The organism is Amycolatopsis sp. NPDC043889, assembly GCF_056435645.1.
Map to the genome: position 1 here is coordinate 1 of NZ_JBWKEC010000025.1, position 26,718 is coordinate 26,718.

The 26,718-nt window shown below is 72.9% G+C and carries 2 protein-coding genes; both read left to right on the forward strand.

The features are described from left to right. Positions 1-616 precede the first annotated feature (616 nt). Positions 617-4,951: a type I polyketide synthase gene (locus AC0685_RS32600; RefSeq protein ID WP_478229011.1), complete on the forward strand. Its 4,335-nt coding sequence runs from the start codon at positions 617-619 to the stop codon at positions 4,949-4,951. Between the two features lie 39 nt (positions 4,952-4,990). Beyond that, a complete protein-coding gene (locus AC0685_RS32605) occupies positions 4,991-26,716 on the forward strand; it encodes an SDR family NAD(P)-dependent oxidoreductase (RefSeq protein WP_478229012.1) in 21,726 nt (7,241 codons plus the stop codon). Positions 26,717-26,718: the final 2 nt, after the last annotated feature.

Here is a 26,718-nt window from a genome sequence, read left to right on the forward strand (position 1 = left end):
AACGCACCGGAAGCCGGGGGGGTGGGAAGCGAAGAGGGATGTCAGCGGGACGCCTCTTTCATTGGGAGGGGGGGGGGGGACGGGCGGGGGGGGTGGGGGGGGGGGGTTGGGGTGAAACCCCGACTCCCCACCCACGACCACCGCAGCTATCCGACTTTGCCGGGACCCTGACTTCGAGGTGGGAAGGAGGCCCTCACGGACCGCTGTCATGGTCGCGACGGGGGGCGAAGGGCGAGTTTCCTTTGCTGAGCCGAGGGAAGGGCGCCTTCACGCGCTCATTGTGACAGCTAAGGCTGCTGTGGCGATTGTGGTGATCGCAAGTCCGTGAAGGCCTCATTGAGGGACCCAGAGTCCCTCAATGAGGCCTTCACGGACTTTTGCGGTCAGGTACCAGGGACCACAGCGGTGATCGCTGAGGCTGACGCGGACGGGGTCACTGTGGCTTTCGCGAACCCGCCCCGCCCGTCAGGCCACCCGAGTACGAGCGCCGGCAGTGGGCCTCCGGTTACCGGGCAATGGGGCCGGGGTGGCGAACAGCGCCCGGGACGAGCGGCGCCCGCGCACAGGATGAGGCCATGCCCGAGCTGCGTCCGTCTCGTCCGGTCCGGAGAATCTGATGGCGACACCCGAAGAACTGGTGACCGCGCTGCGGGAGTCGGTCAAGGAGAACAGCAGGCTGGCCGCGCGCAACCGTGAACTCGCCGACGCGGCGAGGGAACCGGTCGCGATCATCGGCATGGGATGCCGCTACCCGGGCGGGGTCGATTCGCCCGAGGCGTTGTGGGATCTGGTGGCCGCCGGCCGCGACGCGGTTTCGGGGTTCCCCGCCGACCGCGGCTGGAATCTCGCCGAGCTGTTCCACCCCGACCCCGACCACCCCGGCACGTCGTACGCGCGTGAAGGCGGATTCCTCCACGAGGCCGCCGAATTCGACCCCGAGTTCTTCGGTATCTCGCCGCGCGAAGCGCTCGCGATGGATCCGCAGCAGCGGCTCCTGCTGCAGATCAGCTGGGAGGCGATCGAACGCGCCGGGCTCGACGCGTCGGCGTTGAAGGGCAGCGCGACCGGCGTGTTCGCCGGGATCATGTACCACGACTACGGAGCCGGCGTTTCCGAGCTGCCCGAAGGAGTCGAAGGCTTCCTCGGCACCGGCACCGCCGGCAGCGTGCTTTCCGGCCGCGTCGCCTACACGTTCGGCTTCGAGGGGCCGGCCGTGTCGGTCGACACGGCTTGCTCGTCGTCGCTCGTGGCCGTGCACCTGGCCGCGCAGGCGCTGCGGGCGGGGGAGTGTTCGCTCGCGCTGGCGGGCGGGGCGACGGTGATGGCGGTCCCGGACACGTTCGTCGAGTTCTCCCGCCAGCGCGGGCTGGCCCCGGACGGGCGCTGCAAGTCGTTCGGTGCGGGCGCCGACGGCACCGGGTGGGGCGAGGGCGCCGGAGTCCTGCTGCTGGAGAAGCTGTGCGACGCCGTCCGCAACGGACATCGGGTGCTGGCCGTCGTGCAGGGTTCCGCGGTCAACTCCGACGGCGCGTCGAACGGGCTCACCGCGCCCAACGGACCGTCGCAGCAACGCGTGATCCGCGCCGCGCTGGCGAGCGCGCGGCTGTCCACTTCGGACATCGACGTCATCGAGGCGCACGGCACGGGCACGAGGCTCGGCGATCCGATCGAGGCGGACACCCTGCTCGCCACGTACGGCCAGGACCGGGAAAACCCGCTGTGGCTCGGGTCGGTCAAGTCGAACATCGGGCACACGCAGGCCGCCGCCGGGGTCGCCGGGATCATCAAGATGGTCGAGGCGCTCCGCCGCGGCGAGCTGCCGCGCACCCTGCACGCCGACGAGCCGTCCCCGCACGTGGCCTGGGATTCCGGCGCGGTCGAGCTGCTCACCGAGCACCGGCCCTGGCCCGAGACCGGCCGCCCGCGCGCGGCGGCGGTGTCGTCGTTCGGGATCAGCGGCACCAACTCGCACGTCATCCTCCGCCAGGCGCCGGAGCCTGCCCCCGCCGAAACCGCGGCGGGGCGAGCCCGGGTCCCGTGGGTGCTGTCCGCGCGTACCGAAGCCGCGCTGCCCGAACTGGCGGACCGGTTGCTCCAGACCGGCGGAGACCCCGCGGACATCGCCTGGTCACTGGCCACCGGCCGGACGCCGCTGCCGTATCGCGCGGTCGTCACCGGCGCCGACGAAGACGAACTCCGTGCCGGCCTCGGCGCCCTGGCCCGCGGTGAGTCCGCGCCCGGCGTCGTCACCGGCCGAGCGGGCAGCGGCAAACTGGCCTTCCTCTGCACCGGGCAGGGCTCGCAGCGGCTCGCGATGGGCGCCGGGCTCGCCGCGGCCTTCCCCGTGTTCGCCGAGACCTTCGAACGCGTCGCGGACCGGCTCGACGCGCACACCGGCTTCAAGCTCGCCGAAGTCCTCGCCAGCGAAGACCAGACCAGGATCGACCGGACCGACGTCGCGCAGCCCGCGTTGTTCGCTTTCGAGGTCGCGATGGCCGAGCTCGTGCGGTCCTGGGGGGTGGAACCGGACTTCCTGCTCGGGCACTCGATCGGCGAGCTCGCCGCGGCGTACCTCGCCGGGGTGTGGTCGCTCGAGGACGCCGCCCGGCTGGTCGCCGCTCGCGGCAGGCTGATGCAGGCGCAGCCCGAGGGCGGCGCGATGGTCGCGTTGCAGGCCACCGAAGCGGAACTCGACCTGCCCGACGGCGTGAGCATCGCCGCGATCAACGGTCCTTCGTCCCTGGTTCTCTCCGGTGAGGAGAAGGCGGTCACCGCGGTGGTCGAGGCTTTCCCCGACCGCCGCTCCAAACGGCTCTCGGTGAGCCACGCCTTCCACTCCGCGATGATGGACGGGATGCTCGACGACTTCCGCGAGGTCGCCGAGAGCGTGACGTACGCCGAGCCGCGGATCCCGATCGTCTCCGGTGACGTCCGCGACCCGGAGTACTGGGTGCGGCAGGTGCGCGAACCCGTCCGGTTCGCCGACGGCGTCGCGAGCCTGCATGCACGCGGTGTCCGGCGCTTCGTCGAGATCGGGCCGGACGCCTCCCTGACCGCGCTCGGCGCCGACTGCGTCAGCGACGGTGTCTTCATCGCCACGCAACGGAAAGATCGTGACGAAGCCGCCGCCGCGGACCTGGCGCGAGGAAAGCTCTTCACCGCCGGGGTGCGGCTCGACTGGGCCCGGATCTTCGACGGTACCGGTGCCACCCGTGTCGACTTGCCGACGTATCCCTTCCGGCGGGACCACTTCTGGCTCGCCGCCGAGCGGACCGCACCTCCGGCCCGGCGGTACGAAGTCGTCTGGCGCCCGATGGAGCCGGTGACGACGCGGGAAGCCTGGACCGTTTACGCCCCCGAACGCACCGCATGGGCGGAAGCCGCGGCGCAGGCGCTCGATGCGCCGCTGGTGACTGAAGTCCCGGAGACCGGCCCGGTCCTCGCGTTCCCGGCGGACGGTGCCGCACTCGCCGCTCTCCTGCGGGAAACCCCGGCGAAAGTGTGGTGTGCCACCAGCGATCCCGGCGTCGCCGCGGTCGCGCGGGTCGCGGCGATCGAGCAGCCCCGCCGCTGGGGTGGTTGCGTGAACTTGCCCGAGCAGACGGACGAGGCCGCCCGGCTGCGCGACGTGCTCGGTGGCCCCGAGGACGAGGTCGCGATCCGCGCCGACGGGATCTTCGCCCGCCGGTTCGTCCCCGCCGCCCCCGCGTCCGGTGCGCCGTGGACCACCTCCGGAACCGCGCTGATCACCGGTGGCACCGGGGCCTTGGGCGCGCTCGTGGCCGAACGCCTGATCCGCGCCGGGACGGAACACGTCGTGCTTCTCTCACGTCGTGGCGAGGACGCGCCGGGTGCGGCGGGACTGCGCGAACGGCTGGAAGGTCTCGGCGCCCGCGTCGGCATCCACGCCTGCGACGCCGCCGACCGGGACGCACTGTCCACAGTGGTCACGAGCCTGACCGATCTCCGCGTGGTCGTGCACACGGCCGGAGTCCTCGACGACGCCCTGCTGGACGACGCCACCGCGGAGCGGTTCGAGGCCGTCGCCCGGCCGAAGGTGACCGCCGCGCGGCATCTGCGGGAGCTGACGAAGGACCTCGACGCGCTGGTCCTGTTCTCGTCCGTCGCCGGGGTGCTCGGCAACGGCGGCCAGGCCGCCTACGCCGCCGCGAACGCGGAACTCGACGCGCTCGCGACGCGATGGCGGGCCGAGGGCGTCAAGGCGGTGTCGATCGCCTGGGGCCCGTGGGCCGAGGGTGGTATGGCCGAGGCGGTCGACGACGCCGTCCGCCGCAAGGGGTTGCGCCCGATGACCCCCGAGTCCGCGGCGGAGGAGTTCGTCCGGGCGATCGCCGCCGGCGACACCTGTGTCACCGTCGCCGACTTCGACTGGCCGTCGTTCTTCGAGGACTTCCGCGCCGCGCCGATGCTCGCCGAGCTGCCGCGACCGGAAACCGCGGCCGCGGAAGCGCCGGTGGCGGATCTGCGGTCGCGGCTGAGCGGCCTGATCGAACCCGAACAGCGACGGCTGTTGCTGAAGGTCGCCCGCGAGACCGTGGCCAAGGTGCTCGGCCATCCGGACACGTCGGCGATCGGCCCGGACCGCGCGTTCACCGAACTCGGTTTCGACTCGCTCACCGCGGTCGAACTGCGCAACCGGCTCGACGCCGCGACCGGCCTCGCCGTGCCCGCGACGCTCGTCTTCGACCATCCGACCCCGCAGGCCCTCGCCGCCTACCTCTGGCAGGAGCTCGCCGGGACGGACGACGACGTGGAGGGCCTGCTCGACGGACTGGAAGCCGCGTTGAGCCGCCTCGACCCGGGCGGCGACGAGCACGCGAAAGCAGGCGCCCGCCTGCGGAAACTCGCCGAGAGCCTCGACGGCCCCGGCTTCACGCCGTCTTCGGACGACGAACTCTTCGCCTTCATTGACCGGCAACTCGGCGCTTGAGCCGGGTGCACGCGACCTCGACCGATGAGTGGGGACACCGTGGGTGAGAACGACATGCTTCGCGACTACCTGACGCGAGTCACCGGCGAACTGCAGCGCACGCGCGGCAGGCTGGCCGCGCTGGAGGACCGCGCCGCCGAACCGATCGCGATCGTCGGCATGGGCTGCCGGTTCCCCGGCGGCGTCCGCACGCCGGAGCGGTTCTGGGAACTGCTGACCGCCGGGGAGCACGGGATCACCGGGTTCCCCGAAGACCGCGGCTGGGACGTCGGCGCGCTCGTCGACCCGGACCCGGACCACCTGGGCACCAGCTACGTCGACCGAGGCGGATTCGTCGAGGGCGCCGGGGAATTCGATCCCGAGTTCTTCGGGATCTCGCCGCGTGAGGCCGTCTCGATGGATCCGCAGCAGCGGCTCCTGCTGGAGACGTCGTGGGAGGCGCTGGAACGCGGCGGGATCGACCCCACCTCGTTGTCCGGCAGCCGCGCGGGCGTCTTCGTCGGCACCAACGGCCAGGACTACGGCCGTGATCTGCCCAAGGGCGTCGAAGGCGTCGAGGGCTACCTCGGCACCGGTATCTCCGGCAGCGTCCTTTCCGGACGGATCTCCTACGTGCTCGGGCTCGAAGGCCCGTCGGTCACCGTCGACACGGCGTGCTCGGCGTCGCTGGTCACGCTGCACCTCGCCGTCCGGGCGCTGCGCGCGGGGGAGTGCGACCTCGCGCTGTCCGGCGGTGCCACCGTGATGGCGAGCCCGGACGCGTTCATCGAGTTCTCCCGTCAGCGCGGTCTCGCCCGCGATGGCCTGGTCAAGGCGTTCGCCGCCGGGGCCGACGGCACCGCGTGGGGTGAGGGTGCCGGCATGATCGTGCTGGAGAGACTTTCCGACGCCCGGCGCAACGGCCACCCGGTCCTGGCCGTCGTGCGCGGTTCGGCGGTCAACCAGGACGGGGCGTCCAACGGTCTCACCGCGCCGAACGGGCCGTCACAGCAGCGTGTCATCCGTCAGGCGCTGGCCGACGCTCGACTGTCCACAAAGGACGTGGACGTCGTCGAGGCGCATGGCACCGGTACGACGCTGGGCGACCCGATCGAGGTCCAGGCCCTGCAAGCCACCTACGGCCGCGACCGCGGTGAACGTGGTCCGCTGCTGCTCGGTTCGGTGAAGACGAACATCGGGCACACCCAGGCCGCGGCGGGGGTCGCCGGGATCATCAAGATGGTCCTGGCCCTGCGCAACGGAATCCTCCCCGCGAGCCTTCACGTCGACGCGCCGAGCCCGCAGGTCGACTGGTCGCCGGGAACGATCGAGCTGCTGACCTCCGCCCGGCCCTGGCCGGCGGGGGAGACCCGCCGGGCGGGTGTCTCGTCGTTCGGGATCAGCGGCACCAACTCCCACGTCCTGCTGGAGCAGGCACCCGAGGCCGAAGAGTCCACAGTGGACTCTGTCGTCCCGCCGGTGGTGCCGTGGGTGCTGTCCGGCCGGACTCCGGCGGCGCTGCGCGCCCAGGCCCGCGCGCTGCTGGACGTCGAGGGCGACCCGGCGGACATCGGCTGGTCGCTGGCCGCGACCCGGCCTACCTTCGAACACCGCGCCGTCGTCACCGGCCGGGACGAGGAGACGTTGCGCGCCGGTCTGACGGCGATCGCCGAAGGAGAGCCGGGCGCCGGTGAAGCGACCGACGGCGGTCTCGCGGTCTGCTTCACCGGGCAGGGTTCGCAGCGGCTCGGCATGGGCCGCGAGCTGTACGAGGCGTACCCGGTGTTCGCCGCCGCGTTCGACCAGGTCTGCGAGCTGCTGCCGGGCGTGCGCGAGATCGTCTTCGGTGACGACGCCGACGCCCTGAACGACACCGCGAACGCCCAGCCCGCGCTGTTCGCGCTGGAGGTCGCGCTCTACCGGCTGGTCGAATCCTGGGGAGTGGTCCCGGACTTCCTGATCGGGCATTCCGTCGGCGACTTCGCCGCCGCGCACGTCGCGGGTGTCTGGTCGCTGGAGGACGCGGCCGCGCTGATCGCCGCGCGTGGCCGCTTGATGGGCGCCTTGCCGCGTGGCGGCGCGATGTGCGCGATCGAGGCGACCGAGGACGAGGTCCGTGCCGCACTGGTCGCGGGAGCGGATGTCGCGGCCGTCAACGGACCGCGCGCGATCGTCGTCTCCGGTACCGAGGACGCCGTGCGGACCGTCGCGGCGGTGTTCGCCGGGCAGGGCCGCCGGACCAAGCAGCTCGCGGTGTCCCACGCGTTCCACTCGGCGCAGATGGACGGCATGCTCGACGACTTCGCCGCCGTCGCCCGCCGAGTCACCTACAAGACACCGAAGATCGCGCTGATCGCGGGTGTCACCGGCCGCATCGCCGACACCGCGGAAATCCTCGACCCGGCCTACTGGGTGCGGCACGTGCGCGAAGCCGTCCGATTCGCGGACGGGATCGGCGCGCTGGCCGACGCGGGCGTCACCCGCTTCCTCGAACTGGGTCCGGACGGCATCCTTTCGGCCGCGGGTCAGGAAAGCGCCGAGGGCCTGTTCGTGCCTGTGCTGCGCCGCGATCGGCCCGAACCCGAGACCTTCGTCGCCGCGCTGGCCGCCGTGCACGTCCATGGCGGAAAGGTCCGCTGGGCCGCCGCTTTCGACGGCGCGCGCCCGGTCGAACTCCCCACCTACCCGTTCCAGCGCGAGTTCTACTGGCTTCCCGCGACGCATACCGCCGGTGACGCGGCCGGTCTCGGCCTCGGCTCGCTCGACCACCCGCTGCTCGGCGCGGCCGTTTCCGTCGCCGACGCGGGCGGGTTCCTGTTCACCGGCAGCCTGTCGCTGCGGACGCATCCGTGGCTGGCCGACCACGTGGTGCACGGCCAGGTCGTCGTGCCGGGCACCGCGCTGGTCGAGCTCGCCGTACGCGCCGCCGACGAAACCGGCTTGGTGGTACTGGAAGAACTGACCCTGCAAACCCCGTTGGTGCTCCCGGAAAGCGGCGCGGTCCAGGTGCAGCTGTGGGCGGGGACGCCGGAGGAGTCCGGGCACCGCCCGCTCACCGTGCATTCGCGCCCGCACGGCGCGGGGGAGTGGACCCTGCACGCGACGGGCGCGCTCGCCCCGGCCGCTTCCACGCCGGACTGGGAGCTGACCGAGTGGCCGCCGCCCGGTGCCGAAGCCGTGTCCCTCGAAGGCCGCTACGCCGAACTGGCCGCGGCCGGCCTGGAGTACGGCGAGATCTTCCGGGGATTGCGTTCCTTGTGGCGCGACGGCGAGCACACCTACGCCGAGGTCTCGCTTCCCGAGGCCGCCCGGGACCAGGCGGGCCGGTTCGGTCTGCACCCGGCGCTGCTGGACGCGGCGCTGCACGCTCTCGCCGAGGGTGACGGCCCCGCTCGCCTGCCGTTCGCGTGGAGCGACGTCGTCCTGCACGCCTCCGGCGCGGCGGAACTGCGTGTCCGGCTCACCCCTTCCGGCGCCGACGCGGTCAGCCTGCGCGTGGCCGACGGGACCGGTGCGCCGGTCGCCACCGTCGGTTCGCTGGTCGTCCGCCCGGTTTCGGCGGGACAGCTGCGCCCGGCGACCACTCGCGACGGTCTGTACGAGCTGGCCTGGCGCCCGATCGCCACACCGGAAACCGAAGCGCCGAGCTGGGCGCACTTCGCCGACGTCGGTGGCGAGGCTCCTGAGGTCGTCGTGTATCGCGCCGAGGGTGACGACGTGCACGCCGTCACCGGTGCCACGCTGGACGTGCTCCGGACCTTCCTCGCCGAAGACCGCTTCGCCGCCTCGAAACTCCTTGTCCACACTGGACGGTCCGATGTGGACCCGGTGGCCGCCGCGGTATGGGGTCTGGTGCGTAGCGCGCAGTCCGAGCATCCGGACCGGTTCCTGCTCGCTGACGCCGGCGAGCTGACCGACGCCGTACTGTCCTCCGGTGAGCCGCAGATCGCCGTCCGCGACGGCGAACTCCGCGTGCCGCGTCTCGTCACGCCCGAGTCGACCGGCCGTCTGCTCCCACCGCCTGGAAACTGGCGGCTCGGCCTGTCCGGCAAGGGCACCTTCGACCACCTCACCCTGGAGCCGCTGCCCGACGAACCGCTCGGCCCGCAGGGGGTCCGGGTCTCCGTCCGCGCCGCCGGGCTCAACTTCCGCGACGTGCTCAACGCGCTCGGCATGTATCCCGGCGAGGCCGGACTGCTCGGCAGCGAATTCGCCGGGACCGTCATCGAGGTCGGCGCCGACGTCACCGACCTTGGCCCCGGCGACGAGGTGATGGGCCTCGTCTCCGGCGGCGCCGGCCCGGTCGCGGTCGCCGAACGGCCGATGATCACCCGCAAACCCGCGGACTGGACCTACGAGCAGGCCGCTTCGACACCGCTGGTGTTCCTCACCGCTTATTACGCGTTGGTCGACCTGGCCGATCTGCGGCCGGGCGAGTCGATCCTGATCCACGCCGCCGCCGGCGGTGTCGGAATGGCGGCGACCCAGCTCGCGCGCCACCTGGGCGCGGAGGTCTACGGCACCGCCAGCGAGAGCAAGCAGTACGTGCTGCGCGACGCCGGACTCGACGACGCGCACATCGCTTCGAGTCGCACGCTCGACTTCGAGCAGCGGTTCAGCGGCATCGACGTGGTGCTGAACGCGCTCGCGGGGGACTTCGTCGACGCCTCGATCCGCACGATGGCGCCGGGCGGCCGGTTCCTGGAGATGGGCAAGACCGACATCCGCGAGCCGGAAGGTGTTCACTACCAGGCTTTCGACCTGATCGACGCCGGACCGGAGCGGACCGCGCGGATGTGGGACGCGCTGACCGCCCTGTTCGACTCGGGCGCGCTCGTCCCGCTGCCGACCCGGACGTGGGACGTCCGCGAGGCCAGGGAAGCGTTCCGGTTCCTCAGCCAGGCCAAGCACATCGGCAAGGTCGCGCTCACCATGCCGCGGGCGCTCGACCCGGGCCGGACGGTGCTGATCACCGGCGGCACGGGCGGTCTCGGCGCCCTGATCGCCCGCCATCTCGTGACCGCGCACGGCGTCCGGAAGCTTCTGCTCACCAGCCGGCGCGGCCTGGACGCGCCGGGCGCGCGGGAACTGGTCGGCGAACTCCGCGAACTCGACGCCGAAGTCGACGTCGTCGCTTGTGACGTCTCCGATCGCGAGGCCGTGGTGGCGCTGCTGGACGGCGTCGACCTGACCGGTGTCGTCCACGCCGCCGGTGTCCTGGACGACGGCACCATCGACGCGCTCACCCGGGAGCGGCTCGACTTCGTGCTCGGACCGAAGGCCGACGCGGCCCGGCATCTGCACGAACTCTCCGGCGATCCGGAGCTGTTCGTCACCTTCTCTTCGGCGGCCGGTGTGCTCGGCGCGCCGGGACAGGGCAACTACGCGGCGGCCAACGGCTACCTCGACGGCCTCGCCGCGCACCGCCGTTCGCTCGGTCTCGCCGGGCAGTCACTGGCCTGGGGACCGTGGGCCGCGGGCATGGCGGAGACCCTCGGCGAGGCCCATCTGGCGCGACTGCGTGCCGGGGGAACTCCCGCGCTCGCCGTCGAGGACGGCCTCGCGCTGTTCGACGCCGCCATCGCCGCCGGGGCGCCGCTGGCGATCCCGGTCCAACTGGACCTGCCGGTGCTCGCCGCGTCCGGACCGCTCCCGCCGCTGCTCGGCGCGCTGGTCAAACCCGGCCGCCGGACCGCGAAATCGGGCGGTGGACAGGATTCCTCGCTGGCCAGGCGGCTCGCCGGGCTGACCGAGGCCGACCAGGACCGCGAACTGCTGGACCTCGTCCGCACTCAGGTCGCACTGGTGCTCGGGCACGTCACCGCCGCCACCGTCGAACCCGGCCGCGGCTTCATGGACCTCGGTTTCGACTCGCTGACCGCGGTCGAGCTGCGCAACCGGCTCGGCTCCGTGACCGGGCTGCGGCTGCCGTCGACGGTGATCTTCGACCACCCGACCCCGGTCGCGCTCGCCGGTTACGTGCGTTCCGAACTGCTCGGCGACCTCGCCGCCGGACCGCGCACCCGTGCCCGTGTCACCGACGACGGCGAACCGATCGCGATCGTCGCGACCAGCTGCCGGTTCCCCGGTGGCGTGAACACGCCGGAAGACCTGTGGCGTCTCGTGGCCGAGGGCCGCGAAGGGCTCACGGAGTTCCCCACCGACCGCGGCTGGGACCTGGCGGCGCTGTTCGACACGACGCCGGGCAAGCAGGGCGTGTCGAACACCCGCACGGGTGGATTCCTGCCCGACGCGGGCGACTTCGACCCGGAGTTCTTCGGCATCTCGCCCCGCGAAGCCCTCGCCATGGACCCGCAGCAGCGGCTGCTGCTGGAGATCGCGTGGGAGGCCTTCGAACGCGCGGGCATCCCGCCGGGCACCCTGCGCGGCAGCGACACCGGCGTCTTCACCGGCGCGATCTACCACGAATACGCCTCCCGGCTGACGAAGATCCCGGAGGAGGTCGAAGGCTTCCTCGGCACCGGGACGTCCGGCGCGATGATGTCCGGCCGCGTCTCCTACACCTTCGGGTTCGAGGGGCCCGCCGTGTCGGTGGACACGGCGTGCTCGTCGTCGCTGGTCGCGATGCATCTGGCGAGCCAGGCACTGCGGTCGGGGGAGTGCTCGCTCGCGCTGGCGGGCGGGGTCACGGTGATGGCCAACCCCGACCCGTTCGTCGACTTCAGCAAGCAGAACGCGATGGCGGTCGACGGCCGCTGCAAGGCCTTCGCCAACGGTGCCGACGGCGTCAGCTGGGGTGAGGGTGCCGGATTCGTCCTGCTGGAGAAGCTGTCCGACGCGCGCCGCAACGGCCACCCGGTTCTCGCGCTGCTCAAGGGCTCCGCGGTCAACCAGGACGGCGCGTCCAGCGGTCTCACCGCACCGAACGGGCCTTCGCAGCAACGCGTGATCCGCCAGGCGCTCGCCAACGCTGGACTGTCCACTTCGGACGTCGACGTCGTCGAGGCGCACGGCACCGGGACCAGGCTGGGTGACCCGATCGAAGCCCAGGCGCTGCTCGCCACCTACGGCCAGGATCGCGAAGAGCCGTTGCTGCTCGGCTCGGTGAAGTCGAACTTCGGGCACACGCAGGCCGCGGCAGGCGTGGCCGGGGTGATCAAGATGGTCGAGGCGATGCGGCACGGCGTCGTCCCCGCGACACTGCACGTCGACGCGCCCTCGGCCCAGGTCGACTGGGACACCGGCGCGATCCGTGTGGCGACCGAGTCCGCGGGCTGGCCGGAGACCGGCCGTCCGCGCCGGGCGGGGGTGTCCTCGTTCGGGTTCAGCGGGACCAACGCGCACGTCGTGCTCGAACACGTTCCCGCGCCGGAGACCGACGAGCCGGCCGTCCGGCCCGCGATGCTGCCCTGGGTCCTTTCCGGGCGTTCCGAGGAAGCCCTGCGGGCGCAGGCCGCGCGGCTCGCGGATCTGACCGCCGACCCGCTCGACGTCGCCTGGACGCTCGCCACCGCCCGCACCGCGCACGAACGTCGCGCGGTCGTCGTCGGGGCAGACCCGTCGGTGCTGCGCGCCGGGCTGGCCGCGTTCGCCGACACTGGCCGGGCCGCCAACGTCGTTTCCGGTCGTGCGGTCACCGGCAGGCTCGCCGTCCTGTTCACCGGCCAGGGTTCCCAGCGCATCGGTATGGGCCAAGGCCTTTACGAGACCTTCCCCGCGTTCGCGGCGGCCTACGACGAGGTCGCCGCGCTGCTCCCGCTCGACGGCGACATCGACCGCACCGGAACCGCGCAGCCCGCGATCTTCGCGCTCGAAGTGGCGCTGTTCCGGCTCTTCGAGTCCTGGGGCGTCACCCCGGACTTGCTGGCCGGGCATTCGATCGGCGAGATCGCGGCGGCGCACGTCGCCGGGGTGTTCTCGCTGGAGGACGCGGCGAAGCTCGTCGAAGCGCGGGGCCGGTTGATGGAGGCGCTGCCCGAGGGGGGCGCGATGGTCGCGGTGCAGGCGTCCGAGGACGAGGTGCGCGAGTACCTGACCGACGAGGTCTGTCTGGCGGCGGTGAACGGGCCGCAGGCGATCGTACTGTCCGGTGTGGACGGTCTGGTCCGCGAGGTCGCCGCCCGGTTCGCGAAGGAAGGCCGCCGTACCAAGCATCTCGTGGTGTCGCACGCGTTCCATTCGGCGCTCATGGAGCCGATGCTGGCGGAGTTCGCCGAAGTCGCCGAGTCCCTGGAGTACCACGAGCCGCGGATCCCGATCGTGTCCACGGTGACCGCATCGGCGGAGCTGACCGACCCAGGCTACTGGGTCCGGCATGTGCGAGAGACCGTGCGGTTCGCCGACGCTCTCGCGGCGTTGACCGCCGAGGGCGCCACGACGTTCCTCGAACTCGGCCCCGACGCCGTGCTCAGCGCGCTGGTCGACGGCGGGGTGCCCGCCCTGCGCAAGGACTCCGACGAGGCCCGGACCGCGATGACCGCGCTGGGCGCCGTGCACGCCGCGGGTGCTCCCGTCGACTGGGACCGCTTCTTCGACGGCAGCGGCGCGCGGCCGTCGAACCTGCCCACGTATCCGTTCCAGCGCCGCCGCTTCTGGCTGCTGGCCCCGCCGGGCTCCGGCGACGCCACCGCGCTCGGCCTCGGCGCGCTCGACCATCCGCTGCTCGGCGCCGCCGTCGCGCTGCCCGAACGCGGCGGGCTCGTGCTCACCGGACGGCTGTCGCTCGACGAACAGCCGTGGCTGGCCGGGCACCGCGTCCGCGACGCCGTTCTGTTGCCCGGTACCGCGTTCGCCGAGTTGGCCGTGCGGGCGGGGGACGAGGTCGGCTGCGGCACCGTCGAAGAACTGACGCTGCAGGCACCGCTCGTGCTCACCTCGGCCCCGGTGCAGCTGCGAGTGTCCCTTTCGGACGGTGAGGACCGCCGGACACTGGCGGTGCACTCCCGCATCGAGGACGGCGAATGGACGTTGCACGCCACCGGCTCGCTGATCACGGCCGCCGACGAACCCGCCGGGACGACGGAATGGCCACCGTCCGGCGCGGAACCCGTTGACCTGGAAGGCTTCTATTCCACGCTCGCCGAGGCCGGGCTCACCTACGGGGACCCGTTCCGCGGGCTGCGCGCCGCCTGGCGCCAGGGCGACGAGGTCTTCGCCGAGGTCGCGCTGCCCGAGGGCACCGACGTCCGCGGGTTCGGGCTGCATCCGGCCCTGCTCGACGCCGTCCTGCACGCCGTCGGCCTGACCGGCGGCCCGGCACGGCTGCCGTTCTCCTGGGCCGGTCTGGCGTTGCACGCCACCGGCGCCGGCACCCTGCGGGCCCGGCTCGCCCCGGCCGGTCAGGACGCGGTCTCCTTGCGGGTCACCGATGGCACGGGTGCTCCGGTGCTCTCGGTCGCGTCACTGAGCCTGCGCCCGGTCGGCGACGGGCCGCTGCCCAGTGCCGCCTCCGACGCGCTGTTCGGTATCGACTGGATTCCCGTCGCACTGCCTTCGCAGGCAGAAGACGTCGCCGTGTACGAAGCCGAATCGGTCGAGGCCGCTCTCGAGGCGTTGCAGACCGCTGAAGGCCGGCTCGTCGTGCACCTCACCGGTGACAGCCCGGAGCACGCCGCCGTCGCCGGGCTGGTACGCAGCGCGCAGGCCGAGTACCCGGACCGGTTCGTCCTGGTCCACGGCACCGGCGATGCCCGGATCGCGGCCGCCACCGGTGAGCCCGAAGTCGCGTTCACCGACGACGGCCCGCGCGTGCCCCGCCTGACACGGGCCCGCGCCACCGCCGATCCTGACTGGACCCTCGATGGCACCGTGCTGGTCACCGGCGGTACCGGTGGGCTCGGCGCGCACGTCGCCCGGCGGCTCGTCGAGCGGCACGGCGTCCGGCATCTGCTGCTGGCCGGACGCCGGGGCGCGGACGCTCCCGGCGCCGAAACCCTGCGGGAAGACCTCACCGCGCTCGGCGCTGAGGTGACGATCGCCGCCTGCGATGTCGCCGACCGGTCTCAGCTGGAGTCCGTGCTCGCGCTCGCCGAGCCGCCGCTCAGCGGTGTGGTGCACGCGGCGGGCGTCCTCGACGACGGTGTCCTCACCGCGATGACACCCGAGCGGCTCGCCGCCGTGGCGGGACCGAAGGCCGACGCCGCGCGGCATCTGCACGAATTGACCACGGACCTGAAGCTGTTCGTCACGTTCTCCTCGATCGCCGGCGCCCTCGGCGCTCCCGGCCAGGCGAACTACGCGGCCGCCAACGGCTATCTCGACGGGCTCGCCACCTTCCGGCGCGCCCAGGACCTTCCCGGCACGTCGATCGCCTACGGCCTCTGGGAAACCGGCATGGGCGAGGGTCGCGGTGGCGCGGCACTGCCCGTCGAAGCCGGGCTGGAGCTGTTCGATCTGCTGGCCTTCGGCGACAACCCGCGCCCGGTCGCGACCAAGCTCGATCTGGCCGCGCTGCGGGCGGAGACCGAGGTACCGCATGTGCTCCGGAGCCTGGTGCGGCCACGACGCCGCCGGGCGGCGGAGGAAGCGGAAGCCACGGGGCTGCGCCAGCGTCTCGCCGGTGTGCCCGCGGGCGAGCGCACGCGGCTGCTGACCGAGCTGGTCCGCACCGAAGCCGCGCACGTCCTCAGCCACACCGGCCCGGACGCCGTCGAAGCCGACCGCGCCTTCGGTGACCTCGGCTTCGACTCGCTCACCGCGGTCGAGTTCCGCAACCGGCTCGGCACGGTCACCGGACTGCGGCTCCCGGCGACGCTGACCTTCGACCACCCGACCCCGGTGGCGCTGGCCGAATTCCTGCTCGCCGAACTGCTCGACGAACCCGCCGAGGCGACCCCGGTCTTCACCGCCGTCCGCGCCGACGGCGACCCGATCGTCATCGTCGGCATGGCCTGCCGTTACCCGGGTGGGGTGACGTCGCCCGAAGAACTGTGGGACCTCGTCGCCGGCGGCCGTGACGGCGTGACCCGGTTCCCCGAGGACCGCGGCTGGGACGTCGACGGCATCTACGACCCCGACCCCGACCAGCCGGGCAAGACCTACACCCGCGAGGGCGGATTCCTGCACGACGCGGGCGACTTCGATCCGGAGTTCTTCGGGATCTCGCCCCGGGAAGCGCTCGCGATGGACCCGCAGCAGCGCCTGCTGCTCGAAGTCGCGTGGGAGGCGCTGGAACGCTCCGGCACCGATCCGACGTCGCTCAAGGGCAGCCCGACCGGCGTGTTCGCCGGCGTCATGTACCACGACTACGGCACCCGGCTCGGCGACGACGTTCCCGACGACGTCGAGGGCTTCCTCGGCACCGGTACCTCGGGCTCCGTGCTGTCCGGCCGCGTCGCCTACACCCTCGGCCTGGAAGGACCGGCGGTCTCGGTCGACACCGCGTGCTCCTCGTCGCTGGTCGCCCTGCACTGGGCGACCCAGGCGCTCAAGTCGGGGGAATGCTCGCTGGCGCTCGCCGGTGGTGTCACGGTGATGGCGACGCCCGAGACCTTCATCGGGTTCTCGCGTCAGCGCGGCCTCGCCGCCGACGGCCGCTGCAAGTCCTTCTCGGCCGACGCCGACGGCACCGGCTGGGCCGAAGGCGCCGGGATGCTCGTGCTGGAACGGCTTTCCGACGCGCGCCGCAACGGACACCGCGTGCTCGCGGTCGTCAAGGGCTCGGCGGTCAACTCCGATGGCGCGTCCAACGGTCTCACCGCCCCGAACGGTCCTTCGCAGCAGCGAGTGATCCGCCAGGCGCTGGCCGCCGCCGGTGTCCCGTCGTCCACTGTGGACGCCGTCGAGGCACACGGCACCGGCACGACGCTGGGCGACCCGATCGAGGCTCAGGCGCTCTTGGCCACGTACGGCCGCGAGCGTGACGGTGAACCGCTGTACCTCGGCTCGGTGAAGTCCAACTTCGGCCACACGCAGGCCGCGGCGGGCGTCGCCGGGATCATCAAGATGGTCCAGGCGATGCGCCACGGTGTCCTGCCGCCGACGCTGCACCTGGGCGAGGCGACGCCGCATGTCGACTGGGAAGCCGGTGACGTCGAGCTGCTCGCGGAAGGCCGGGAGTGGCCGGAGACCGGGCGGCCGCGGCGGTCCGCCGTGTCGTCCTTCGGGATCAGCGGGACCAACGCGCACGTCATCCTCGAACAGCCTCCGGCCGAAACGCCTGCCCCGCGCGAGGTCGTGGCTCCCGCGCTCGTGCCGTGGGTGCTCTCCGGCCGCGCCGAGAACACCTTGCGCGAGCAGGCCGGGCGCCTGCTCGACCGTGACGGCGAGCCGGTCGACGTCGGCCTGGCGCTCGCCACGACCCGCACCGCGCACGAACGCCGCGCGGTCGTGCTCGGCGCCACGGACGCGGATCTCCGCACCGGCCTCGCAGCGCTGGCCGAAGGCGCGGCCACACCGTCCGTCGTCGCCGGGCGCGTACTGCCTGGGCGGACGGCGTTCCTGTTCACCGGTCAGGGATCGCAGCGTCTCGGTATGGGCGAAGGGCTTTACGCCGCCTTCCCCGCGTTCGCCGCCGCGTACGACGAGGTCGCCGCGCTGCTCCCGGTCGGCGGTGACCTGAGCCGCACCGGTGCCGCGCAACCCGCGATCTTCGCGCTGGAGGTCGCGCTGTACCGGCTCGCCGAGTCCTGGGGCATCACGCCCGACTTCGTGGCCGGGCATTCGATCGGCGAGATCGCGGCCGCGCATGTGGCGGGCGTGCTTTCGCTGGAGGACGCGGCCAAGCTCGTCGAGGCGCGCGGACGGTTGATGGAGGCGCTGCCCGAGGGCGGCGCGATGGTCGCGGTCCAGGCGAGTGAGAACGAGGTGCGCGAGCACCTGACGCCGAAGGTGTCGCTGGCCGCCGTCAACGGCCCCGACGCGGTCGTGCTTTCGGGTGCCGCGTCGCCGACACTCAAACTGGCCAAGAAGTTCGAGAAGCTCGGCCGCCGCACGAAGCGGCTGGACGTCTCGCACGCCTTCCACTCGGCACTGATGGAGCCGATGCTCGACGAGTTCGCCGCCGTGGTGCGGGAACTCGACTTCTCCGCCCCGGTGATCCCTTTCGTGTCCACAGTGGACGGCGAACCTGCGGCACGGGTCACCGAGCCGGAGTACTGGGTCGAACACGTCCGTGCCACCGTCCGGTTCTCGGACGGTCTCGCGTGGCTGCGGGAGGCCGGGGTGACCAGGTTCCTCGAAGTCGGCCCGGCCGCCGTGCTGACCGCGCTCGCGGACGACGGCCCGGACACCTTCGCGGCTTCGTTCCTGCGCGCCGACCGTGACGAGGCGGAGACCGCGCTCACCACGGTGTCCGCCGCGTACACCCGCGGTGTCCCCGTCGACTGGGCCGCGGTGTTCCGCCCGACCGGTGCCCGTGCCGTCGACCTGCCGACGTCGGTGTTCGACCGCCGCCGGTTCTGGCTCGCCGCCGGAAGCGGCACGGGTGACGTCACCACGGCCGGGCTCCAGGCCGCCGGGCATCCACTGCTGGGTGCCGCCGTGCCGTTCGCCGACGGCGACGGCTGGGTCCTCACCGGACGGCTTTCGGTCGCCACGCATCCGTGGCTGGCCGGGCACGCCGCGTTCGGCGAAGTGCTCGTCCCCGGTACCGGGCTGCTCGAACTCGCGGTCCGCGCCGGTGACGAAGCCGGCTGCGGAGGCGTGGAGGAACTGACCCTGGCCGCGCCGCTGGTGCTGCCGCCGCATGGCGCGCTGGACGTCCAGGTGCTCGTCGGTGCGGCGGGCACGGGCGGTCGCCGCCCGGTTTCGGTGCACTCCCGTGCCCCGCAAGGGGAGTGGACCGAGCACGCCACCGGCACCCTCGCTCCCGGGGCGGCCGCCGCGCCGTCCGGCCTCACCGAGTGGCCGCCCGCCGCCGAGCCGATCTCCCTCGACGGGCTTTACGCGGACATGGCGGCGGCGGGGCTCGACTACGGCCCGCCCTTCCGCGGGCTGACCGCCGCCTGGCGCGACGGTGACACCGTGTTCGCCGAGGTCGAACTGCCCGAGGGAACCGAAGTCGACGGCTTCGGCCTGCACCCGGCACTGCTCGACGCCGCGCTGCACACTCTGGGGCTCACGCCGGGGGAGGGCACCCGCCTGCCGTTCCTGTTCGGCGACGTCACCCTGCACGCCACCGGCGCCACCGCGTTGCGCGTCCGGGTCACGCCCGCCGGCTCCGGATTCTCCTTGCTGGCCACCGACACCACCGGTGCGCCCGTCGCCACGATCGGCACGGTCGCGGTCCGGGCCGCGGAGGCACCGAGGCAGCGCGGCACGGACTCGCTGTACGAGTTGACCTGGGTCGAGGTCCCCGCCGACGGCGAGACCGGCGAAGACGTCCAGGTCTTCACCGCGCCGGACGGTGATCCGCGTGCCGCGCTGGCCGCGACCCTGGCCGCGATCCAGGAATTCCTCGCCGACGGTGGAACACGCCTCGTGGTGTGCACCGGCGACACCCCGGCGGGAGCCGCCGTCCGCGGTCTCGTCCGCACCGCCGCGTCGGAGCACCCGGACCGGTTCGTCGTCCTCGAAGGGGATGACGTCGCGAAGGCGCTGGCCACAGGCGAACCGCAGGTCCGCGTCCGCGACGGCGTCGTGGAAGTACCGAGGCTCGCCCGTGCCACGGCGGGAGAACCCGCGATCTGGGGCGAGGGCACGGTTCTCATCACCGGCGGGACCGGCGGTGTAGGCGCCGCGATCGCCCGGCACCTGGCGCCACAGGTCACCAGGCTGGTGCTCACCAGCCGCCGCGGCCTCGACGCTCCCGGCGCCGCGGAACTGGCGGAAGAACTCGGCGCCGACGTCGTCGCCTGCGACGTCACCGACCGCGACGCGCTCGCCGCGCTGCTCGACGGGATCGACGACCTCACCGGCATCGTGCACGCCGCCGGTGTACTCGACGACGGCGTCGTCACCGAGCTGACCCCGGAGCGCTTCGACACCGTGCTGCGGCCCAAGGCCGAGGCGGCGCTCGCGCTCCACGACCTCACCCTCGGCAGGCCGTTGACCCAGTTCGTCCTGGTGTCCTCGGTTTCCGGGATCCTCGGTGGTCCGGGGCAGGCCAGCTACGCCGCCGCCAACGCCCTGCTCGACGACCTCGCGCGCCGCCGTCACGCGGAAGGCCTGCCCGCTCGTTCGCTGGCGTACGGCCTGTGGGCAGGCGGCATGGGCGGTCAGTCCGATGTGGACCGTCTGGCCCGCGCCGGCTTCGGCGCGCTGACCGACGAAGAAGGCCTGGCGCTGTTCGATGCCGCGCTGGCCGCCTCGACGCCGGTCCCGGTTCCGGTCAAGCTCGACCTGGCGACGTTGCGCACGCTGGCCCGCACGAGTGAGCCCGCCCCCGCGCTGCGTGGTCTGGTCCGGGTGCCGAAGCGGAGGGGCGCGGCCAACGCCGCGGCCGCCGCCGGGCTGACCGCCACACTGAGCCGCCTCGCCCCCGCCGACCAGCTCTCGCATCTGGTCGACCTCGTCCGTGGCCACGTCGCCGACGTGCTCGGACACGGCACCGCGACGTCGGTCGAGGCCGGTCGCGCGTTCACCGAACTCGGCTTCGATTCGCTCACCGCCGTCGAACTGCGCAACCGGCTCGGTGAGGCGACCGGTCTGCGGCTGCCCGCGACGCTGGTGTTCGACCACCCGAACCCGACAGCGCTGGCCACCCATATCCGTACCGAGCTGGCCGGTGAAGAGTCCGCTGTGGACGCCGAGGCGGTCCGGGTCGCCGAGCCCGGCGAGCCCATCGCGATCGTCGCGATGAGCTGCCGGTTCCCGGGCGGCGTGAGCTCGCCGGAGGACCTGTGGCGCCTGGTCGCCGAGGGGACCGACGCGATCACGCCGTTCCCGTCCGACCGCGGCTGGGACCTCGACCGGCTCTACCACCCGGACCCCGACCACTCCGGCACCAGCTACGCCCGCGAGGGCGGCTTCCTGCACGACGCCGCCGACTTCGACGCCGAGTTCTTCGGTATCTCGCCACGGGAGGCGGTCACCGTCGACCCGCAGCAGCGGTTGCTGCTGGAGACCGCGCAGGAAGCGTTCGAGCGCGCCGGGATCGACCCCGTCTCGCTGCGCGGAAGCGCCACCGGTGTGTTCGCGGGCGTCATGTACGACGACTACGCCTCCCGGCTGGCCGCCACCCCGGACGGGATGGAAGGCCTGCTCGGGACCGGCAGCGCGAGCAGCGTGCTGACCGGCCGGGTCGCCTACACCTTCGGGCTCGAAGGCCCGGCGGTCTCGGTCGACACGGCGTGCTCGTCCTCGCTGGTCGCCCTGCACTGGGCGGCGCAGGCGCTGCGCTCGGGTGAATGCGGCCTGGCGCTGGTCGGCGGCGCGACCGTGATGGCCAGCCCTAACCCGTTCATCGAGTTCTCGCGTCAGCGCGGCCTGGCCGCGGACGGCCGCTGTAAGCCTTTCGCGGCCGCGGCCGACGGCACCGCCTGGGCCGAGGGCGCGGGTTTCCTGCTCCTGGAAAGGCTTTCCGACGCGCGCCGCAACGGACGTCGCGTGCTGGCGGTCGTGCGCGGCAGCGCGGTCAACCAGGACGGCGCGTCCAACGGCATGACCGCTCCCAACGGACCCTCGCAGCAGCGGGTGATCCGCCGCGCGCTGGCCGCGGCGGGCGTCGAGTCGTCCACTGTGGACGCTGTCGAGGCGCACGGCACCGGGACGGCGCTGGGCGATCCGATCGAGGCGCAGGCGCTGCTGGCCACCTACGGCCAGGACCGCGAAGAACCGCTGTGGCTGGGTTCGGTGAAGTCCAACATCGGGCACACGCAGGCCGCCGCCGGTCTCGCCGGGATCATCAAGATGGTCGAGGCGATGCGGCACGGCGTCCTGCCCGCCACCCTGCACGTCGACGAGCCGTCCCCGCACGTCGACTGGGAAGCGGGCGACGTCCGGCTGCTCACCGAGGCACGACCGTGGCCGGAGGCGGGCCGTCCCCGGCGCGCGGCGGTCTCGGCGTTCGGGATCAGCGGCACCAACGCGCACGTGATCCTGGAGCAGGTCCCCGAACCTTCGGTGCCCGCGCGGACCCCGGCATCGCCGTCGCTGCTGCCGTGGGTCCTCAGCGCCCGCACCGAAGACGCGCTGCGAGCGCAGGCCGGACGGCTGCTCGGCACCGTCGGATTCGCCGACCCGGTCGACATCGGTTACGCGCTGGCGACCACCCGGACCGTGTTCGAGCGGCGCGCGGTGCTCACCGGCGACGCCGACGCGCTGCGCACCGGGCTGGCCGCGCTCGCCGGCGGCCGGACCACGCCGGAGGTCGTCACCGGCCGTGCCACCGAAGGCAAACTCGCGCTGCTGTTCACCGGTCAGGGTTCCCAGCGGCTCGGCATGGGCCGAGGACTCTACGAGGCATTCCCGGTGTTCGCGGCAGCGTACGACGAGGTCGCCGCGCTGCTCCCGCTCGATGGTGATATCGACCGCACCGGTACCGCGCAGCCCGCGATCTTCGCCCTCGAAGTGGCGCTGTTCCGGCTCGTGGAGTCGTGGGGCATCCGGCCCGATTTCCTGGCCGGGCATTCGATCGGCGAGATCGCGGCCGCCCACGTGGCGGGAGTGCTTTCGCTGGAGGACGCGGCGAAACTCGTCGAGGCTCGCGGCCGGTTGATGGAGGCGCTGCCGGAAGGCGGCGCGATGGTCGCGGTCCAGGCGTCGGAGGACGAGGTGCGCGAGTACCTGTCCGACGAGGTCTGCCTGGCCGCGGTCAACGGGCCGCAGGCGATCGTTCTGTCCGGTGTGGACGGTCCGGTGCGCGCGGTCGCCGACAGGTTCGCGACGGAAGGCCGCCGCACCAAGGCACTGGTCGTCTCGCACGCGTTCCACTCCTCTCTGATGGAGCCGATGCTGGCGGAGTTCGCCGAAGTCGCCGCGTCCCTGGACTACCACGAACCGCGGATCCCGGTCGTCTCCACGGTCACCGAATCGGCGGAGTGGACCGACCCGGGTTACTGGGTCCGGCACGTCCGCGAACCTGTCCGCTTCGCCGACGGCGTCCGCGCGCTCGCCGAAGCGGGCGTCACCCGGTTCGCCGAACTGGGCCCGGACGGCGTGCTCTCCGCGATGGGTCTCGACAGCGCCCCCGACGCGATGTTCGTCCCGGTGCTGCGCAAGGATCGCGACGAACGGCAGACCGCCGCCCTCGCATTCAGCCGACTGATTGCGACGGGTGCCGAGGTCGACTGGACGGCGTTCTTCGACGGCACCGGCGCCCACGCCGTCCCGCTGCCCACGTACGCGTTCCAGCGCGAGCGGTTCTGGCTCGACCCGCCCGCCATCGCCGGTGACGCCGCCGGGCTGGGCTTGGCCGCGGCCGGGCATCCGCTGCTGGGGGCGACCGTGCCGACGGCGGGTGAGGACGGCCTGGTCGGGTACGGCAGGCTTTCCCGCGCGGCACAGCCGTGGCTGGCCGACCACGCGGTGCTCGGCACCGTGCTGGTCCCCGGCGCGGCACTGGTCGAACTCGCCGTCCGGGCGGGCGACGAACTCGGCTGCGCTCGCGTGGCCGAACTGACCATCGCCGCGCCGATGGTGCTGCCCGAGACCGGCGGGCTCGCCGTGCAGGTCGTGGTCGGGGCCGCGGACGACGACGGACGGCGTCCGGTGTCTATCCACTCCCGGCTCGACGAGGCTCCCTGGACCGAACACGCGACCGGCCTGCTCGCCCCCGGCGACGCTCATCCGGCGGCCAAGGACACCGCGTGGCCGCCCGCCGGAGCGCAAAGCCTCGACGTCACCGAGCTCTACCCGGGGCTCGCCGACGCGGGCCTGGAGTACGGGCCGGTGTTCCAGGGCCTCACCGCCGCCTGGCTCGTGGGTGACGAGGTCTGCGCAGACCTCGAACTGCCCGCGGTGGCGCATGCCGACGCCGGGAAGTTCTGCCTGCACCCGGCCCTGCTCGACGCCGCGCTGCACGCCATCGGCCTGCTGCCGGGGAACGCCGAGACCACCCGATTGCCGTTCCTCTGGCGTGACGTCGTCCTGCACGCGGCCGGCGCCACCGCCGCCCGGGTCCGGGTCGCCGCCTCCGGGACCGACTCGGTGCGGCTGGAGCTCATCGACGGCGCCGGAGCACCCGTGCTGACGGTGGGATCGTTGCTGCTGCGCGAGGTCACGGATCTCGGCCCGGCGACTTCGTCCACTTCGGACTCGCTGTTCCGGCTCGCCTGGTCGCAGGTCACGACCGGGTCCCCGGTCGCGCCGACGGAGCTGCTCTCGGCGGTGCCGGGAGCGGGCGAGACCCCGGCGGCCACCCACGCGCTTCTGCTGAGCACGCTGGCGAAGCTGCAGGAATGGCTGGCCGAGGAGAAGGACACCACCCTCGTGGTGCGCACCGAGAACGCGGTCGCAGTGTCCACTTCGGACACTGTCGACCCGGCTTCGGCCGCGGTGTGGGGTCTGGTCCGCAGCGCCCAGTCCGAGAATCCCGGCAGGCTGGTGCTGCTCGACGCGGCCGAGGCCGACGTCGACACCGCGCTGGCCGTGCTGGGCGACGAAACCCAGCTGGCCGTGCGGGACGGCGTCGTCCACGCCGCCCGGTTGCTGACCGCCGCGTCGTCGCCGGATCTCGTGCCGCCGTGGCACGAACCGGCCTGGCGCCTCGACAGCGTCGTCAAGGGCACCCTCGACAGGCTCTCCTTCGAGCCGTACCCCGATGTGCTCGAACCGTTGCTGCCGCGCGAGGTCCGGATCGCCACCCGGGCGGCCGGGACGAACTTCCGCGACGTGCTCAACGTGCTCGGCATGTACCCGGGCGACGCCGGTCGGATCGGTTACGAGGCCGCCGGTGTCGTCACCGACGTCGGCTCCGAGGTGACCGACCTCGTCCCGGGCGACCGCGTGATGGGCCTGGTGCACGGCGGGTTCGGCCCGCTCACCTTCGCCGACCGGGATCTGCTGGCCAAGATGCCCGAGGGCTGGACGTTCGAAGAGGCCGCGTCGGTCCCGCTGGTGTTCCTCACCGCTTACTACGCGCTCACCGACCTCGGCGGGCTGAAGAAGGGCGAGTCGGTGCTCATCCACGCCGCCGCCGGTGGCGTGGGGATGGCCGCCACGCAACTCGCCCGGCATCTCGGCGCCGAGGTGTTCGGCACCGCCAGCGAGGGCAAATGGGACGTCCTGCGCGCCGCCGGGCTCGCCGACGACCACATCGCGTCTTCGCGGACGCTCGACTTCGAGGAGCGGTTCCGCGAGACCACCGGCGGCAAGGGCGTGGACGTCGTCCTCAACGCGCTGACGGGCGACTTCATCGACGCGTCGATGCGCCTGTTACCGCGTGGTGGGCGGTTCGTGGAAATGGGGAAGACCGACGTCCGTCCGGACGGCGGCGCCGCGGGGCACCATCCCGGTGTGACTTACCAGGCGTTCGACGTGATCGACGCGGGCAACCGCCGGATCGCGCGGATATGGGAGGAGCTGATCGCCTTGTTCGACCAGGGCGCGCTCACCCCGCTGCCGATCCGAACCTGGGATCTGCGCCGGGCCCCGGAGGCGCTGCGCTTCCTGTCGCAGGCCAAGCACGTCGGCAAGGTCGTGCTGACCGTTCCGCGCCGCCCGATCGGTGGCACCGTGCTCGTCACCGGCGGCACCGGAGGTCTCGGCGCGGTGCTGGCCAGGCATCTGGTCATCCGGCACGACGTCAAGGATCTGGTGCTCACCAGCCGCCGCGGCCCGGACGCGCCTGGCGCGGCCGACCTGGCGGCGGAACTGACCGGGCTGGGCGCGACCGTGCGGATCGAGGCGTGCGACGCCGCCGACCGCGCCGCGCTCGCCGCGGTCCTGGACCGGACCCCGGGGCTGAGCGGGGTGGTGCACGCGGCCGGTGTCCTCGACGACGGCCTGCTCACCGCGCTCACCCCCGAGCGGCTGGAGAAGGTGCTGCGGCCCAAGGTGGACGCGGCGTGGAACCTGCACGAGCTGACCCACGGCCACGACCTGACGATGTTCGTCCTGTTCTCTTCGGCCGCCGGGGTGCTCGGCGCGCCGGGGCAGGCGAACTACGCCGCGGCGAACACCTTCCTCGACGGGCTCGCGCAGCACCGGCGTGGTCTCGGCCTGCCCGCGACCTCGCTCGCCTTCGGTCTCTGGGCCGACGGCATGGGTGACTCCGCCGACGCGGACCGCATGGGCCGCGACGGGGTCGGCAGTTTCGTTCCCGCCGAGGGACTGGAGCTGTTCGACCTGGCCACCGGCCTGGCGGAACCGGTCTCGGTGCCGGTGAAATTGGACGTCGCCGGGCTCCGCGCGATGACCGGACCGGTGCCGCCGCTGCTGCGCGGTCTCGTGCGCGGCTCGGTGCGGCGTGCCGCACCGGTGGACGCGGCGGCGCAGGCCGACGGGCTCAAGCGGCGGCTCGCCGGGCTGTCGCAGGCGGACGCCGAACTGGTGCTGCTCGGGGTGGTGCGCGGCCAGGCCGCGGCCGCACTCGGGCACGACGGCGCGGACTCGATCGAGCCGGGCCGGGCGTTCACCGAACTGGGCTTCGACTCGCTGACCGCGGTCGAGCTGCGCAACGGGCTCGACGCGGCCACCGGGCTGCGCCTACCCGCGACGCTGATCTTCGACTACCCGACCCCGGACGACCTCGCCAAGTTCCTGCAGTCCGAGATAGACGCCGCGGCCCCGGCCGCGGAAACCGGGCTGGCCTCGGGAATCGACCGGCTCGCCGCCGAACTGTCCACTGCGGACCTGGCGAGCGCGGACGGTGCCGAGGTCGAGGCGAAGCTGCGGAACCTGGTGTCCCTGTGGCAGGACCGGACGCGGCCGTCGTCCGGCGGCGACGCGGATCTGGAAGTGGACACCATCGACGACATGTTCGCCCTGCTGGACAACGAACTCTGACC

Coding starts and splice junctions, on each gene's coding strand:
- AC0685_RS32600 (WP_478229011.1), top strand. CDS start 617: ATGGCGACACCCGAAGAACTGGTGACCGCGCTGCGGGAGTCGGTCAAG.